This is a genomic window from uncultured Clostridium sp. (assembly GCF_900547735.1).
Classification (GTDB): Bacteria; Bacillota; Clostridia; order Lachnospirales; family Lachnospiraceae; genus Otoolea.
The window spans coordinates 1-16,592 of the sequence record NZ_URHZ01000099.1 but is presented as its reverse complement, the minus strand read 5'-3'; the positions used below and the strand labels follow the sequence as shown (position 1 = coordinate 16,592).

General features: G+C 49.0%; 13 protein-coding genes. 10 read left to right on the top strand and 3 right to left on the bottom strand.

Translation table 11 applies throughout. The annotated features are described in order from the left end of the window. Positions 1-210 precede the first annotated feature (210 nt). The 3 genes from QZT18_RS21345 (at position 211) to clpX (ending at position 5,078) form a co-directional block, all read left to right on the top strand. Positions 211-1,755, top strand: a complete 1,545-nt coding sequence (locus QZT18_RS21345) for a S1C family serine protease (protein WP_294151305.1) — start codon at positions 211-213, stop codon at positions 1,753-1,755. Between the two features lie 370 nt (positions 1,756-2,125). Further along, on the top strand, positions 2,126-3,541 hold the full coding sequence (locus QZT18_RS21340) for a transglutaminase-like domain-containing protein (protein ID WP_294151303.1): 1,416 nt from the start codon (positions 2,126-2,128) through the stop codon (positions 3,539-3,541). Positions 3,542-3,671: 130 nt separating this feature from the next. Next, positions 3,672-5,078, top strand: a complete 1,407-nt coding sequence (gene clpX, locus QZT18_RS21335) for an ATP-dependent Clp protease ATP-binding subunit ClpX (RefSeq protein ID WP_294151307.1) — start codon at positions 3,672-3,674, stop codon at positions 5,076-5,078. 48 nt (positions 5,079-5,126) lie between these two features. Here the strand turns inward: clpX and QZT18_RS21330 are convergent, their stop codons facing one another. Continuing rightward, entirely contained in the window at positions 5,127-6,821 is a 1,695-nt protein-coding gene (locus QZT18_RS21330) for a S8 family peptidase (RefSeq protein WP_294151301.1), read from the bottom strand. 316 nt (positions 6,822-7,137) lie between these two features. Here QZT18_RS21330 and lspA point away from each other — a divergent pair, with 316 nt between their 5' ends. After that, complete coding sequence (lspA, locus tag QZT18_RS21325) at positions 7,138-7,638, top strand: signal peptidase II (RefSeq protein WP_294151299.1); 501 nt, start codon at positions 7,138-7,140, stop codon at positions 7,636-7,638. A 170-nt stretch (positions 7,639-7,808) separates the two neighbouring features. On the opposite strand, the gene QZT18_RS21320 is transcribed toward lspA, so the two are convergent. Beyond that, positions 7,809-8,645, bottom strand: a complete 837-nt coding sequence (locus QZT18_RS21320; RefSeq protein ID WP_294151297.1) for a BadF/BadG/BcrA/BcrD ATPase family protein — start codon at positions 8,643-8,645, stop codon at positions 7,809-7,811. 225 nt (positions 8,646-8,870) lie between these two features. On the opposite strand from QZT18_RS21320, the gene QZT18_RS21315 reads away from it, so the two are divergent. After that, the gene (locus QZT18_RS21315) at positions 8,871-10,181 is read left to right on the top strand and encodes an HlyC/CorC family transporter (protein WP_294151295.1); all 1,311 of its coding nucleotides are present in this window, start codon (positions 8,871-8,873) and stop codon (positions 10,179-10,181) included. 104 nt (positions 10,182-10,285) lie between these two features. Here the strand turns inward: QZT18_RS21315 and QZT18_RS21310 are convergent, their stop codons facing one another. Further along, the gene (locus QZT18_RS21310; protein ID WP_227030282.1) at positions 10,286-10,645 is read right to left on the bottom strand and encodes a TIGR04086 family membrane protein; all 360 of its coding nucleotides are present in this window, start codon (positions 10,643-10,645) and stop codon (positions 10,286-10,288) included. A 206-nt stretch (positions 10,646-10,851) separates the two neighbouring features. Between QZT18_RS21310 and scfA the strand changes: the two genes are divergently transcribed. From scfA to yajC, 5 genes are all read left to right on the top strand, one after another. Then, the gene (gene scfA, locus QZT18_RS21305; protein WP_125143173.1) at positions 10,852-10,998 is read left to right on the top strand and encodes a six-cysteine ranthipeptide SCIFF; all 147 of its coding nucleotides are present in this window, start codon (positions 10,852-10,854) and stop codon (positions 10,996-10,998) included. 268 nt (positions 10,999-11,266) lie between these two features. Next, positions 11,267-12,664: a thioether cross-link-forming SCIFF peptide maturase gene (scfB, locus tag QZT18_RS21300; RefSeq protein WP_294151289.1), complete on the top strand. Its 1,398-nt coding sequence runs from the start codon at positions 11,267-11,269 to the stop codon at positions 12,662-12,664. 67 nt (positions 12,665-12,731) lie between these two features. After that, the gene (gene secD / locus QZT18_RS21295) at positions 12,732-14,888 is read left to right on the top strand and encodes a protein translocase subunit SecD (RefSeq protein ID WP_294151287.1); all 2,157 of its coding nucleotides are present in this window, start codon (positions 12,732-12,734) and stop codon (positions 14,886-14,888) included. A 3-nt stretch (positions 14,889-14,891) separates the two neighbouring features. After that, positions 14,892-16,034 (top strand): tRNA guanosine(34) transglycosylase Tgt, encoded by a 1,143-nt coding sequence (gene tgt / locus QZT18_RS21290; RefSeq protein ID WP_227030279.1) that lies wholly within the window; start codon positions 14,892-14,894, stop codon positions 16,032-16,034. An 88-nt stretch (positions 16,035-16,122) separates the two neighbouring features. Then, positions 16,123-16,395, top strand: coding sequence for a preprotein translocase subunit YajC (gene yajC, locus QZT18_RS21285; RefSeq protein ID WP_294151284.1), 273 nt, complete (start codon positions 16,123-16,125; stop codon positions 16,393-16,395). Positions 16,396-16,592: the final 197 nt, after the last annotated feature.

Here is a 16,592-nt window from a genome sequence, read left to right as displayed (position 1 = left end):
CCCACCACCCCGTCCGCCGTCTTACAGAGGCGTCCTCGCATCTCAATTAAATCCCCACAGAATGCTGAATAATAATAAAAATTTTATAAAACATAATTTGGTGATATTTTCTTCACAGTTCCATCACAAATAGCTGATAGACTAAGCCTTGTAAAGAGATAAATACAGAAAAAACGATAGAAAAATAGAAAACAGAGAGGAGACATGATTATGTATAATGAAAATGAACATGACAATCGCCAGGGCAGCGGCCTGGGTCCGGATCACAATCCTGATAATGATTTAAATTATACGGAAGGAGCTTATGCCGACAGTAATTCTTCCAGGAGGCCGGAGAATGGTTACGGAGGCTACCACGATTCCAGATATACGGGAAATGCCGGAGGACCTGATGGAAGGTATTCTGGAAACGCCGGAGGCCCTGATAGGAGATACACGGAAAATGCCGATGGCGCGGACAGAAGAGACGGCGCAGGTCAGGATAGAAAGCCGGACAGAAGCTATATTCCGCAGGAACCGAACCGCGGCCGCAGAAGAGGCGGCCATATGGCAAAGCGGTTTGCAGGGATTGCAGCCGCGGGAATCCTTTTCGGATGTGTGGCCGGAGGGACGATGGCGGGCGTGAATATCCTGACCGAGCGGATGACACAGGAGACGGTACAGAGCAGCGAGGCTGCCGCGCTTTCGACTCAGGCAGCGGCGGAACAGCCGACCATGGCGGCAGTGCCTGTGTCCACGGGCAATGACGTGTCGGCAATTGTTGACAAGGCAATGCCGTCCGTAGTAGCCATTAATAATAAGATGATCTACACACAGGAAGACTGGTTTTTTGGAAAACAATCCTACGAGGTGCCGAGCAGCGGCTCCGGTATTATTGCAGGACAGAATGATTCGGAGCTTCTGATCGTGACGAACAATCACGTGGTGGAAGGTTCGGAGGAGCTTTCCGTCACATTTATCGACAATACAACGGTGAAAGCAGCGGTCAAGGGCACGGACTCCGATTCGGATTTGGCGGTAATTGCAGTCAACCTTTCCGATATCCCGGAGGAGACAAGGGGCAAAATTCAGCCGGCCACACTGGGTGATTCCGATACACTGAAACTGGGTCAGGGAGTTGTTGCCATCGGTAATGCACTCGGCCAGGGCCAGTCCGTGACGGTTGGTTATGTGAGCGCACTGAATAAAGAAGTGACCATCGGCGGAGTGGACAGGACGCTTCTCCAGGTGGATGCAGCTATCAACCCCGGCAACAGCGGCGGAGCGCTCCTTAACATGCAGGGCGAAGTGATTGGCATCAACGCCGCCAAATATGCGGATACGGATGTTGAGGGCATCGGTTATGCCATCCCGATTTCTTTTGCCAAGGATATCATTGACGACCTGATGACAAAAACGACGAAAATCACCGTGGATGAGGATCAGCAGGGATACCTGGGAATCCAGCTTCAGAATATCGACAGCAGAATGGCACAGGCCTATGGAATGCCGGAAGGAATCTATGTGTATAAGATTGTGGAAGGCGGAGCTGCGGCAAGTTCCGATCTGCGCGAGCGTGACATCATCACAAAATTTGACGGTGAGACGGTCAAGACGGGAGATGAGCTTCAGAAGATGCTGACCTACTATAAGGGCGGTTCCAATGTAACCCTGACAGTACAGAGCCTGGAAAACGGAGCCTATGTTGAACGGCAGGTACAGATTACACTGGGGTTCAAAAAAGACAGCCAGAAACAGGAAGTACAGCAGAATTAGACGTAAGGCTTCACGTTCTGCGGGCAGACAAGGTACTGTGAACCATAACAATTAAATATACACCGGAAGAAACGAGATACAGGAAGGACAGATATACCGGAAGAACAGCGGGGCCGCTGTGAATGGAACAGGCAGAAAGTGAATAAAACATTTTGCCTTCCAGGCACAGCGGCCTTTTGTGTGCGTAACCGCTTCTTCTGCCGCGCCGGTGTTTCGAAAGTTCTTACTGTCCGGCGGGGAACGGGAGCGGCTGAGCGGCGACCCCCCTGCAACAAAACTTTCCAATGACTTTTCAGGGCAAATATTGTATACTGGGAAGCAGGGCAGATACTTTAACTGCGGTAGCTGCCGGAGGATGGAGGAACGTATTATGATGGAAGAAAACAGAGCAAAAAATCTGGCTGCGCTAACTGCGCCGCTGCCGGAGGATATAGAGAAACTGAAATGGCACGGAGATTTTAACAGAGCGCTCCGTCTGATCGAAGCACGTCTAAAAAAGGATTTGCCGGAGATGATGAAGGAAAGACTCAGGCTGGAACGTGAAATCATAAGCCGGCTCCCCCTGCAGTACCCATATACGACAGAGCAGGCCATGGAGCTTGCCGCGGAAAAAGTAGGGGAATTTACTGCGGAGGAACTGGAAAAACTTATCGACGATAATGCCGTTGACTGGCTGTTTATCGAGGGAGAGAGAAGAATTAAGGATGATTTCTTTGACAATCTCGTAAAGACAAGGGCAGATATCAGGGAGCGCGTCTATGACAAGTCACTTTTGGAGGATGGGATACAGGAAGGGATTCTCAGGGACAAAACGGTTAAGAAGATGAAAGAATCGGGAGGCCTTGCTTACTATTTTCATATCAAGACCACGATGAAGATCAGGCAAGATGCTGTGGAGCAGGGGAAAAAGGTAAGAGTCTACCTGCCGATACCGCTTGAATATTCCCAGGTGAGGAATTTCCGGCTTCTTTACACATCGATGGAACCGCTCTGCACCGCGCCGCCGCTCTGGCCCCAGAGGACGGTCTGTTTTGAGGCGGAGGCCGGGAATGACAACTGTTTTTCCATCGAATATGAATTCGAGAATCATACGCCCTATACTGCCCTGGATGAACCATGCGCCGAAGGCGGGGAGGCAGACGGGGAGAAGACTCTTCCCGACGGAAGCAGGCTGAAAGACTGGATGGGGGAACAGCTCCCGCAGATCCGGTTTACACCGTTTCTTAAGAGCCTGGCCGGTGAGATCACAGGGGAGGAAACAGACCCGCTCCGCAAAGCCAAACTCATCTACGATTACATTACTTCGCATGTGGGGTATTCCTTTGTCCGTTCTTATTTTACCATAACCGACATCCCGGGATATGCGGCGTCGGGACAGAAAGGGGACTGCGGAATCCAGGCCCTTCTGTTCATTACTCTTTGCAGGATTGCAGGTATTCCGGCCAGATGGCAGGCAGGTCTTTACGCCAGTCCGCGGGATATTGGCTGTCATGACTGGGCACAGTTTTATATTGAACCCTACGGCTGGCTTTATGCAGACTGCTCGTTTGGAGGAGGCGCATACCGCGACGGCAAAGAAGAGAGAAGGGAATTCTATTTTGGGAACCTGGATCCGTTCAGGATTCCAATGAATTCAGAGTTTGGCTGGCAGTTTACGCCGCCGATGAGATGGCACGGAAGCGACCCGTACGACAACCAGATGGGGGAAGCAGAGTATGAGGACAGGGCGCTGGTTTACGGGGAATTTGAAACGCTCCAGGAAATAGTTGAAATCAGGGAACTGTAAAGATAGAGAAACGAATAGTGCATTTACAAACAGGAGGAAACAGACGTTGGAAGACAGAGAAAAAGATAAATTGGAAGAGAGCATGTCCACGGATCAGGATAACAATCCGGCTAAGGATGCGGAAGACGGTATGATCCGGGAGAAGGCTGCGGATAAAGAAAACCATTCCGACAGTGACGACGACTATGAAAAAATCTGTTATGTGTGCCGCAGGCCCGAGAGCAAGGCGGGAACCATGATTACAATGCCGGGCGGTATGAATTTTTGCCATGACTGCATGCAGAAGGCATTTGATTCCGTAACACAGAGCGGATTTGATTTCAGCAAACTGCAGAATATGCCGTACATGAACATGAACCTCAACGATCTTCCGAATATGGACGGCCTTAATATGGAGATTCCCAAAAAGAATAAGGTGAAGAAGAAAAAAGAGGAAGAAAAGCAGAAAGCGGATTTCAGCATCCGCGATATTCCGGCTCCCCATGTGATTAAATCACGTCTCGATGAGTACGTGATAGGCCAGGAAAAAGCAAAAAAAGTAATTTCTGTGGCCGTTTACAACCATTACAAGCGCGTTCTCCTGCAGAATGGCACACCGAAAGAGGATGGGGAAGAAAAGGATGTTCTGATTGAGAAGTCCAATATCCTGATGCTGGGACCTACCGGAAGCGGAAAGACATACCTGGTAAAGACGCTGGCCCGTCTTCTGGATGTGCCTCTGGCCATTGCCGACGCCACATCACTAACGGAGGCAGGTTATATAGGCGACGATATCGAAAGCGTGGTTTCCAAGCTTCTCTCTGCGGCGGATAACGATGTAGAGAAAGCGGAGCATGGCATTATCTTTATTGATGAGATCGACAAGATAGCAAAAAAGAAGAATATTACAAACCGTGATGTCAGCGGAGAATCTGTACAGCAGGAGCTGTTAAAACTCCTGGAGGGAAGCCAGGTGGAGGTGCCGGTAGGCTCGAACCAGAAGAATGCCCTCACTCCGATGACGACGGTCGATACGAACAATATCCTGTTTATCTGCGGCGGAGCGTTCCCGGATTTGGAAGGAATTATTAAGGAACGTCTGACAAAATCCACGACGATGGGATTTATGGGAGAGCTCCGCGACAAATATGAGTCGGATCCGAATATTCTTTCTAAGGTAACGACGGAAGATCTGCGCGCGTTCGGCATGATTCCCGAGTTTCTCGGCCGTCTTCCTATCGTGGTGACGCTTCAGGCGCTCACGAAGGAACTGATGGTTCAAGTACTGAAAGAGCCGAAGAATGCAATCCTTAAGCAGTACATTAAACTTCTGGAACTGGATGAGGTAAAGCTTGTATTTGAGGAGGATGCGCTGGAGTGGATTGCGGAGGAAGCGCTCAAGAAGGAAACGGGAGCCCGCGCACTCAGAGCGATTATCGAGGAATTTATGCTCGACATCATGTATGAAATACCGAAGGATTCCAATATCGGCTCAGTTGTCATAACGAGAGCTTATCTGGAAAAGAGCGGCGGGCCTATGATTGAAATGAGAGGTTAAAGGTTTGGCTGCATTACAGTCCGGCCGTAAGGCCGAACTGCGATGCAGCTACAGCCTCATCTGCAGGAATGAATTATAGAGATCCAGCATCCCGTAGCCCCATTCCCTGTTCGGATAAATGAAATTGGGATTCCGGCGGGCGCCGCGGATCAGCATGGATTTGGCCGATGTAGTGTTAATTGTGAGATCATTATTGCCCGTGATGGCCCATGAGAGAATATTGGCCGCCGCACCGGCCATATGTGCCGCTGCGACGGAAGTGCCGGTTGCCGTCAGGTTGCCGGGGACATTGACATTGACTCCCGGAGCGGCCAGATCGGGTTTGATTGCGCCGTTACGGGTATAACCCCTGCTGGAATGAATGTAGATGCTGTTGTTGCGGTGGTTATAGGCGGCTGTGGTGATGACGACGGCCGAATTTCCGGGCTCTGTGATAATCGTGTTGGGATCTGGGCGCAGGAAAAAGGTATTATCCGAGATAAGGCCTGCGGCCGGAAGCCAGATGTGGTATTCTCCCTGGATAACCAGGGCATTGTGGACCCTGATTTTCCAAATTCCCGGTGTGGGAGCCTGAAAACGCATCAGGATGAGCTGGCTGCCGGTTGCGCTCTCCGCTCCGCTGTAACTTAAGTAGATTACCGTATCTTCCAGTAGAAAGGTGAGCCGGTGTTCTACGGGCGAAGTATTCGGAACCCTCGGGATCTGCTCTCCGGTTGGAGAGATGAAGGAAATAGAGTACAGTTCGGATTCCCTGGCCCACAGTTCCATTGTAAATCCTGGTTCATTGGCGCCGACTCTCAGTTCCACTTCCTCAAATTCTTCTTCAGAGGAGATATGGCCGAGAAAATGATGGCCCAGACCGGTCTCATTGCCTCCTGCCACCACGCTGATCTGTCCCACGTTATTGCTGGTGTCGTTCAGATAGCGGGCAAGCGGGGAGGTGCCGCTGTGGCTCCCCGTGTTGGTGCCCAGCCCCAGGACCGTAGTAATTGGAAGCTGGTAAGTTCTGGCTATAATCCTCAGGTATTTAATTCCGAGCATAATGTCGTTTTCCTGGAAGGCGATTGCATCCTCGGTAATCATGTAAAAATCCCTGAGATACTTTTTCGCCGGTTTCAGTTTTACGATTGCAAATTTGCATTCGGGGGCTGCTCCTGTAAAATTTTCAGCAGGAACTTCATTACCGCCGGCTATGGCGGCCATGAAAGTGCCGTGTCCGTTAGTGTCCACCGAGGGGACGATTGAAAGCGGATTTTCGCTTCTTAAAGCTTCATTGATCTGTTCTTCCGTGTATGAGGTTCCATAGCGTATATCTTCTACGATATCGCCCGCCTCAATTCCGGGCCCTTCTATTGTCTGATCCCAGATTCCCACAATTCTCGTAGTACCGTCAGGATTTTTAAAAAGCGGATTTTGATAATCGATTCCGGTATCAATAATGCCAATCATTGTTCCGCGCCCTTTAAACGCGAGCTGCGGCTGATCAAAGGTTTTTAAAATACCGGCGCTTTCCATATTGGTGGAATCCAGCAGGGTGTAAAGGCTTGGGATGGAGTCATATCCTGTCTTCTCAGTGGAAATCGGTTCCACTTCGGAAAGAGGACGGTAGATGATAACAAACTGGTTATTGACAAAATCAAAACAGAAGTCTTCACCTTCCAGAATGGAAAGAGGAGAGAATACATAAAAACGCTGAATGAAATCAGCGATGGATTCGGAGGCAGGATTTTCGGTGCACGGCATGTGAAATTTCCTTAAATTGTTTTTATTAATATATGCCGGAGCGGGAAAAATATTATTAGTTGTAATGCTTGTAACAGTTCAGCCACGGTGTATTCCGCGAGGTGTTTTCACGCTTTTTTGTGAAAATCCCGAGTTATGCGGCGCGAAACGGTGATTTTTACCGTCTCTGTGCATCATTTTGTTGCAGTTTGGCCGAAGGCTGAACTGTAACTAATGCTTTAGAAACTACCGCCTGTTATCTTTACGGGAAAGTAAAAAAATGGTACGATAGAAGCAGTGAAAGGCAAAATAGAGAAAAAAGAATGGGAGGACGAAAATGCATTTTCTGGGTTTAATGGCCGGACTGTTTGGGCTTGATTTATTTTTAAAGGGTAAAACAGAAGCCGGGAAAGCGGAGGATTATCCCAGGGATTTAGAGGGAACTTCCGGAAAAATCAGACTGTACAGGAATCACAATGAGGGGTTCTGTTTTGGACTTCTCAAACAGAACAAAGAGCTTGTGAAGAATGTTCCGCTCGCATTCACGTCGGCCGTGACAGGCGTTTTTCTGTGGCTTCTGACAAGGAAAGGCCGTTTTATCGATAAACTGGGCTTTACATTTGTGACGGCGGGAGCGCTCAGCAATCTTTTTGACAGGATGAAGCGGGGGTATGTGGTCGATTATTTCAGCTTTCAGTTTGGATGGCTTAAAAAGGTGGTCTTCAATATCGGCGACCTCTGTATCTTCCTTGGGACCTTCCTTCTGACCTTGTCGGAGTTTTTTCCCGGCACGGAGCACAAGAATATACCGGAAAAAGTGAAGGAAAAGGCAGAATAAAAGAACGCAAGGTGTAAGAGAACGCGAGGTGTAAAGAGAACGCGGGGCATAATATAACGGTGAGCATAAGAGAACGTGGAACGTAAAAGGAGCGAAAGCGGAAAATACAGGAGATTGAGAAACTGCCGAGCTCCGTATTTCCGGAACTCGGCGGTAATGGTTAATCTGTCTCAGCTTTCATCAAAGTTCAGCATCACCGCGCCGATGGCGGTTGCAAAAGCGGCGTTCGGCGGTATGATGAAGTGGACGCCATAGAGGTCCTTCATCTTCTCAAATACATCGAATACCTTTACGGCCGGCGGCAGACAGGCAAGAGAGCCGGTCAGGACGATGTCGGTCAGCGTGTCGTTCGTCAGGGCAAAGATGGCCAGGACACCGACGGTCTGGTACACAAGATTAAACAGGGCGGCAGCGACGTCACAGTCGCTGGCGTCATTTTTTACCTTACCGAAATTGGCGGCGGTCAGTTCAGGGGGCAGTGAGGCAATATCACCGCAGAAAATATCGCTCATCATCAGATCCACCTTAGACAGATCGCCTTTTTCCGCCATGGAGGACAGAACAAAGATGTCGCTTTCGTGGAGAAAATGAGTGGCCAGTCCGGAGAGAGTGCCTCCGCCCACTCCGCTGCCGCCGATATGTCGGATCTCGGTTTTATCCGCCCTTACAAAGGCAGTGCCGGTGCCGATACTGACGATCAGTGCCGCATCCAGCCCCGCGAGAGCCAGTCCGCCGCGCGCAATGGCGTCCAGTTCCACCGCTTTAACGGTCGGGATCCCATAAATATCTTCATTGACAAAAGAGGCGCCCACCCCGGTAAGCACGATTTTAGACACATCCCCCAGTGAGAGCTTCTGTTCCCTCAGAAACCGGCCGAGAGCGCCATACATGGATGTCATCTGATCCGAGGCCTTAACCTGGAGCGTGCCGAGAAGCTTCTTATCCTCAGAAAATCCGGCGATTTTCGTTGTAGAACCGCCGATATCGATACCAATCGTAGCTTTCATGATTTTTCCTTCCGTGTTGAGAGTAATCCGTTCAATATCCGAATTATTACCATTATATACAGAGGGCCGGTTTTTAGCAAGCCGGTATTTAGTCGGGGCAGGCTCCAAGGCCCCTCACCATTCCGGCGGCGTTCTCTTTCTCAACAATATAAACAGCAACTTGACAGGCACTGTGAAATAATGTAAAATCAGCTATAAAATACTTAAAAATAGGAGTTGATCTTTTTGGATTCAAGTGACGCCATACAGTTGCTTATATTAGTTGTTTTACTTGCTTTATCTGCATTTTTCTCATCGTCAGAGACTGCCCTTACCACGGTGAACAAGATTCGGATGAGGACTCTGGCCGATGCCGGTGACGGCAGGGCTGAGTTTGTCATGAAAGTAATCAGTAACCCGGGCAAGATGCTCAGCGCGATTCTGATCGGCAATAACATCGTAAACCTTTATGCTTCGTCCCTGTCCACGCTGCTGGCGACCAGAGTTTGGGGTAATGAGGCAGTGGGATTTGCGACAGGTGTGCTGACTTTACTCATTCTTGTGTTCGGTGAAATCACGCCGAAGACAATTTCTACCATTTCCGCAGAGAATATTGCGCTTCGCTTTGCAAAAATTATATATATTATTATGATAATTCTGACGCCGGTGATTTATGTTGTTAACCACCTCTCCTTTTTTGTACTGAAAATCTTCCGGGTAGATCCGAATAAAAGAGGCGAGTCCATCACAGAGGACGAGCTCAGGACGATCGTGCAGGTCAGCCATGAGGAGGGCGTAATCGAGTCGGAAGAGAAAAAGATGATCAACAATGTGTTTGATTTCGGTGACGCCGTTGCAAAAGACGTGATGGTGCCGCGTATCGACATGAGTTTTGTGGATGTGAACAGCAGTTACGAAGAACTGATTGATCTGTTCCGAGAGGAAAAGTACACCAGGTTCCCCGTCTATGAAGAGACAACGGACAATGTACTGGGTATCATCAATATCAAGGATATTTTTCTGGCAGAGAACAGGGAAGACTTTTCGGTGAGGAGTTATCTGCGCCAGCCGCTCTATACCTATGAGTTTAAGAAGGTTTCGGAGTTGATGATTGAGATGAGGAAGGCGATGATCAATATTGTCATCGTCCTGGATGAATACGGCGCAACGGCGGGCCTGATTACGCTTGAAGATATGCTGGAGGAAATCGTCGGGGAGATACGTGATGAGTACGACGAGGACGAAGAGAATTCCCTGATCCAGATCAGCCCGAAGGAATACGTGGTGGAAGGTTCCATAAAGCTGGCGGATTTAAATGACCATCTGGAGCTGAATCTTCAGTCGGAGGATTACGATTCAATCGGAGGTCTGGTGATAGGCCTTCTGGATCACCTGCCCGAGGAGGGAGAGGACGTTGTAATAGACAATGTCCGTCTGAGAGTGGACAGTGTGGAGAAAAACAGGATCGATAAAATCCATGTATATATTCTGAATCCGGTGGAGGCCGTAACGGCGATGCGTGAGGAAGAAGCGGAGAAAAAAGAAGAGAAACATTAGCAGCGAAAAGCATGCTTCGGGAACTTTTCATTGCCACTCAATAAGGATAATCCCCGTATGTTTTCAGCCCGGGAGGAGGCGGAAAACATACGGGGTTTTTGCTGTCAGCTAATCATCCCGCCGATGGTGCCGCTGCCGGCACACATGGCAAAAATGAGAGCCAGTTCGTTCATATTGCTTCCAATGCTTTTGTTAATGACGAAGGACACGGCCAGAAGCACCAGAAAATAAACGGCGCCGGAGAAGAATCCCCACAGAAACCGTTTCATTTTGGCAGCCTTCCCGGCCAGTACGCCGCCGATAAAGCAGGCGACAATGTAAATGACATTGATTCCCAGGTTTACCTGACTTTCACTCAAGTGAAACTGATAGAGGCTGAATGCCAGAATCAGCAGAAAAACAGCGGTGAGTATGTAGGTGGTAAAAATGGTGCGGATAAGGATCCGCAGACTGGACTTTCCCATATTGACTCCTTGTAAATTTTCATCTGCTTCATGTATATTCGGGAGAGGGGCGGGATATGCGGACAGGGTGGGAATTGGTGCCACAGCTTCCTTTCTCTGCCTGATTTCTCACGTAATATCAGGCCTTTTAGCTTGCACATGTGAGTAACATGTGATATAATCTGTAAGAATTTATATCGTAATTTTAATGAGGAGGATATAGAATAATGAAGCACGTTAAAACATTAAACACAAATACTTTAAAGAACACCATGAAGAAGGGCGGCTGCGGCGAATGCCAGACATCCTGCCAGTCTGCATGTAAGACATCCTGTACTGTAGGAAACCAGAGCTGCGAGAACCAGAATCGCTAATTTCCTCGGAATACGATGAAAAGTTTGCTTTGCCAGCTTTTCACCGTCGGTAAACAGAAGAGATTTGACAAGGAAGGCAGGCAAGACGGCCCCTGCGGTCACCTACATGACTTGGGGGAAGTGTCTTGTCTCGTTCACATTCAACCGGACAGCGCTGTCCGGCTGATAGGCGATGCAAAGTTCGCGGAGCGAGCTTTTCGTTAAAGCGTGGACGGGACAAGACACTAGTATTGTCTGCCTACATATGTCTGGATAAGGAGAAAAGCGAGTGATTCATCAATATATAAATAACGGTTTTTATATCGTTTTAGACGTGAACAGCGGTTCTGTCCATTCAGTGGATCCGCTTCTTTATGATGCAATTAAACTTCTCTCAGAGAGGCTCACGGACATGAGTGAGCCTGCGCCGGTGCCTCAGGCTGCGGCAGAGGAAGTAACGGGCATTCTGGAGGAAAAATACAGTACGGAAGAGATAAGGGAAGCGTTTTCCGACATTCAGGAACTGATTGACCGGGAAGAGCTTTTTACCGCCGATGTGTATAAAGACTATGTCATGGATTTTAAAAAGAGGCAGACGGTTGTAAAAGCGCTTTGTCTCCATATTGCCCACGACTGCAATCTGGCCTGTAAGTACTGCTTTGCGGAAGAGGGAGAATACCACGGCCGCAGGGCGCTGATGAGCTTTGAGGTGGGAAAGAAGGCGCTCGATTTCCTGATTGCAAATTCTGGTTCCAGGAGAAACCTGGAAGTGGATTTCTTCGGCGGCGAGCCTCTGATGAATTGGGAGGTTGTAAAACAGCTTGTGGAATACGGCCGTTCCCAGGAGGAGCTTTACAATAAGAAATTCCGTTTTACCCTGACCACAAACGGGGTTCTGTTAAATGATGAGATTATGGATTTCTGCAACAGGGAGATGAGCAATGTTGTTCTGAGCCTGGACGGAAGACAGGATGTTAACGACAGAATGCGTCCGTTCCGGAACGGAAAGGGAAGTTATGACCTGATTGTTCCGAAATTCCAGAAGTTCGCAAAAGAGCGGGCGGAGCGCGACTACTTTGTCAGGGGAACGTTCACCAGAAATAACCTGGATTTTTCGGGAGATGTGCTCCATTTTGCAGATCTCGGTTTTGAAAAGATGTCCATAGAGCCGGTTGTGGCTCCTCCGGAGGAAGATTACGCCATCCGGGAGGAAGATCTTCCTCAGATTATGGAAGAGTACGATAAACTGGCAGTAGAATATATCAAGCGCCAGAAAGAGGGAAGGGGCTTTACCTTTTTCCACTTTATGCTGGATTTGAACCAGGGTCCCTGCGTTGCAAAACGCCTTTCCGGCTGCGGTTCAGGAACTGAGTACCTGGCAGTGACGCCATGGGGGGATCTCTATCCGTGCCATCAGTTTGTGGGAAATGAAGAATTCCTGCTCGGCAATGTGGACGAGGGAGTGACGAATTCGGCGATCCGTGATGAATTCAAGCTTTGCAATGTCTACGCAAAAGACAAGTGCAGGGACTGCTTCGCCAGATTTTATTGCAGCGGCGGCTGTGCGGCCAACTCTTTTAATTTCCACGGCTCCATCACAGATGCCTATGACATCGGATGCGAGATGCAGAAAAAGCGCATAGAATGCGCAATCATGATTAAAGCGGCTCTGGCCGAGGAAGAATAAAAGAAGAGATAATTTGAGAAACACGGCTGAAAAGCAAGCATAGATGAAAAGCAAAAGGAGAAAAGCAATGAAGAACAAAAAAGGAAAGGGCCTCTTAGGGCTGCTGATCCTGCTTGTTGCCGTCGGTATATTCGGCTATTTTGGATATTCAACGATGGAATCAATCAAGCTGGGACTGGATCTGGCCGGCGGTGTCAGCATTACCTACCAGGCAAAAGAGGAAAATCCGTCTTCAGAAGATATGGCGGACACGATCTATAAGCTGCAGCAGAGGGTGCAGAACTACAGCACCGAGGCTGAAGTTTATCAGGAAGGCAGCAACCGTATCAACGTAGATATCCCTGGTGTTTCCGATGCCAACGCGATTCTGCAGGAATTAGGCAAACCTGGTTCCCTTGTTTTCCTGGATTCTGAATTCAACCAGGTCCTGGACGGAAAACAGGTGAGCAGCGCCAAAGCCGGCATGGATGACAGCAGCGGCGTTAAAGAGTATGTGGTTGCCCTGACTTTCAATGAGGAAGGCACAAAGGCATTTGCCGATGCAACGACAAACGGAGTTGGAAAACCAATTTATATCGTATATGACGGACAGGCTATTTCCGCTCCTAACGTAAAAGAGCCAATCACAGGCGGACAGTGCCGTATCGACGGTATGGGAAGCTATGAGGAAGCTGAGAATCTGGCTGCTACAATCCGTATCGGTTCCCTTTCCCTGGAACTGGAAGAGCTTCGTTCCAACGTAGTTGGTGCAAAACTGGGCCAGGAGGCCATTTCCACCAGCCTTAAGGCTGGAGCAATCGGCTTTGCCATTGTTGTTGTATTTATGATTTTTGCATATCTGGTACCCGGAATTGCAGCTTCCATCGCACTGTGCCTGTATGTAGGACTGATTCTGGTTCTGCTGGCGGCCTTTGAGGTGACGCTCACCCTTCCTGGTGTGGCCGGTATCATTCTGTCCATCGGTATGGCCGTGGATGCCAACGTTATCATCTTCACCCGTATCAAGGAGGAGATTGGCCTTGGCAAGACGGTAAAATCAGCCATCAAGACAGGTTTTGCAAAAGCCCTTTCCGCTATCATCGACGGTAACGTTACAACCCTGATTGCGGCGGCAGTTCTTTTCTGGAGAGGTTCCGGTACGGTAAAAGGATTTGCGGCCACACTGGCGATTGGTATTGTCCTTTCCATGTTCACAGCCCTGTTTGTGACAAAATTCACTTTAAACTGTCTGTATGAGGCAGGATTCCAGGATGCAAAATTCTACGGTATCAAGAAGGACACCAAGGTAAAACCGTTCTTAAAATACAAAAAACTCTGTTTTGCAATTTCCGCAGTTATGATTGTGGCGGGATTTGCAGCAATGGGATTAAACAGCTCTTCCACAGGTTCCATCCTGAATTACAGCATGGAGTTCCGCGGAGGAACATCCACCAACGTGACGTTCAATGAGGATTTATCCTTAGACCAGATTTCGTCCGAGGTTGTCCCGGTTGTGGAGAAAATTACAGGTGAAGCGGGAACGCAGACCCAGAAGGTAGCGGGTACGAATGAGGTTATCATCAAGACGAGAACCCTGAGCGTGGAAGAGAGAGAAGCGCTTGACCAGGCTATGGTCGACAACTTTGGTGTAGATCAGGAGAAGATTACGGCAGACAGCATTTCCGGCGCCATCAGCAACGAGATGAAGCAGGATGCCATCATCGCCGTAGTCATTGCCACAATCTGTATGCTGCTTTACATCTGGTTCCGTTTCAGCAACATCACGTTTGCGGCCAGCGCGGTTCTGGCTCTCGTGCATGACGTACTTGTAGTCATCACATTCTATGCGGTATTCAAGTGGTCCGTAGGCTCGACCTTTATCGCGTGTATGCTTACCATTGTGGGTTATTCCATCAATGCCACCATTGTTATTTTCGACCGTATCCGTGAGAATATGAAGCTGAAAAAGCACACACAGACGGTTGAAGATGTTGTAAACCTGAGTATCAGCCAGACGCTGACAAGAAGTATTAATACTTCCCTTACCACCTTCATCATGGTATTTGTGCTCTTCCTGATGGGCGTTTCTTCCATCCGTGAGTTTGCGCTTCCGTTAATGGTTGGTATTGTCTGCGGTACGTACTCTTCCGTTTGCCTGACCGGTTCCCTGTGGTATGTCTTCAGCCAGAATAAGGAGAAGAAGGCAGCCGAGGCACGTACGGCAATGAAAAAGAAAGAGAAATAATTTATGGAATACAAGATTCTTTATAAAGACGGACGTGCCAAAAGGGCGGAGATGAAAACCGCCCACGGCACCATCCAGACACCGGTTTTCATGAATGTGGGTACGGTCGGCGCCATTAAAGGCGCCGTGTCGACCGACGATTTGAAGGAAATCGGCACCCAGGTAGAGTTGTCCAACACCTACCACCTTCATGTGAGGACCGGAGACAAACTGATTAAACAGTTTGGCGGCCTTCACAAGTTTATGCACTGGGACAGGCCGATTCTGACCGATTCCGGCGGTTTCCAGGTATTTTCCCTGTCGGGCCTCCGAAAGATTAAGGAGGAGGGCGTTTATTTCAACTCCCACATCGACGGCAGGAAGATATTCATGGGGCCGGAAGAGAGCATGCAGATTCAGTCCAACCTGGGTTCCACAATCGCGATGGCATTCGATGAATGTCCTTCCAGCGTGGCCTCCAGGGAGTATGTCCAGGCATCGGTAGACAGGACCACGAGATGGCTTGTCCGCTGTAAGGAGGAGATGAAACGTCTCAACTCCCTGCCCGACACGGTAAACCGGGAGCAGCTCCTTTTTGGAATCAACCAGGGAGCCGTTTACGACGATATCCGTATTGAACATGCAAAGACCATCAGTGAGATGGATTTGGACGGTTATGCGGTGGGCGGTCTGGCCGTGGGGGAAACCCACGACGAGATGTACCGCATACTGGATTCGGTTGTTCCGTATCTGCCGGAGAATAAACCTACGTACCTGATGGGAGTGGGGACGCCGGCCAATATTCTGGAGGCGGTAGACCGCGGCGTGGATTTCTTCGACTGCGTATATCCGACCAGAAACGGACGCCACAGCCATGTATACACAAACCATGGCAAGATGAACCTGCTCAATTCAAAATATGAGCTGGATCCGAGACCTCTTGAGGAGGGATGCGGCTGTCCGGCATGCCGTTCTTACAGCCGGGCATATATCAGACATCTCTTCAAGGCAAAAGAAATGCTCGGGATGAGATTATGTGTATTGCATAATTTATATTTTTATAATAAAATGATGGAAGAGATTCGCGACGCAATCGAACATCACCGTTATGCCGAGTATAAGGCTGCAAAGCTGGCCGGCATGATGGCCGGTGAGGAACAGAACTGAGAATACTCAGTTAAGAGCTCCATCCGGGAACAAACTAAAAATTAAGATTACGCGGCGAGGCGGCGGATCGGTCAAAGGAGGAAAGAAAATGGGCACAATGGGCTGGGTACTTTATTTTGTCTTTATCATAGGACTTATGTACTTTATCGCGATCAGACCACAGCAGAAAGAAAAGAAAAAGATGCAGGAACTGATGTCAGGTGTTTCAGTAGGCGACAGCGTTCTGACATCCAGCGGATTTTACGGTGTTATCATCGACATGACGGATGACACGGTTATCGTGGAATTTGGAAGCAATAAAAACTGTCGTATTCCAATGCGCAAGGATGCAATTGTTCAGGTTGAAAAACCGGAACTGTAATTGAAAAATAGTGGTTGAAGATATGTAACAGTATTGTTTGACCGCAGCAGGAAACGCTGTCTGGAGAATTATCCGGGCGGCGTTTTTTATTTAAGGATTAATTGAGATGTGAGGACGCCTCTGTAAGACGGCGGACGGGGTGGTGGGAAGCTAGTTATGAGTCTTCAGTCCCGGCGGTTGGTTGTGGTGAGGGGGAA

Bases quoted from the DNA above. Each gene is read 5' to 3' on its own strand.
- QZT18_RS21310 (WP_227030282.1), bottom strand. From the start codon at position 10,645: ATGGGAAAGTCCAGTCTGCGGATCCTTATCCGCACCATTTTTACCACC.
- lspA (WP_294151299.1), top strand. From the start codon at position 7,138: ATGCATTTTCTGGGTTTAATGGCCGGACTGTTTGGGCTTGATTTATTT.
- QZT18_RS21345 (WP_294151305.1), top strand. From the start codon at position 211: ATGTATAATGAAAATGAACATGACAATCGCCAGGGCAGCGGCCTGGGT.
- scfA (WP_125143173.1), top strand. From the start codon at position 10,852: ATGAAGCACGTTAAAACATTAAACACAAATACTTTAAAGAACACCATG.
- clpX (WP_294151307.1), top strand. From the start codon at position 3,672: ATGATCCGGGAGAAGGCTGCGGATAAAGAAAACCATTCCGACAGTGAC.
- QZT18_RS21340 (WP_294151303.1), top strand. From the start codon at position 2,126: ATGATGGAAGAAAACAGAGCAAAAAATCTGGCTGCGCTAACTGCGCCG.
- yajC (WP_294151284.1), top strand. From the start codon at position 16,123: ATGGGCACAATGGGCTGGGTACTTTATTTTGTCTTTATCATAGGACTT.
- secD (WP_294151287.1), top strand. From the start codon at position 12,732: ATGAAGAACAAAAAAGGAAAGGGCCTCTTAGGGCTGCTGATCCTGCTT.
- QZT18_RS21330 (WP_294151301.1), bottom strand. From the start codon at position 6,821: ATGCCGTGCACCGAAAATCCTGCCTCCGAATCCATCGCTGATTTCATT.
- QZT18_RS21320 (WP_294151297.1), bottom strand. From the start codon at position 8,645: ATGAAAGCTACGATTGGTATCGATATCGGCGGTTCTACAACGAAAATC.
- tgt (WP_227030279.1), top strand. From the start codon at position 14,892: ATGGAATACAAGATTCTTTATAAAGACGGACGTGCCAAAAGGGCGGAG.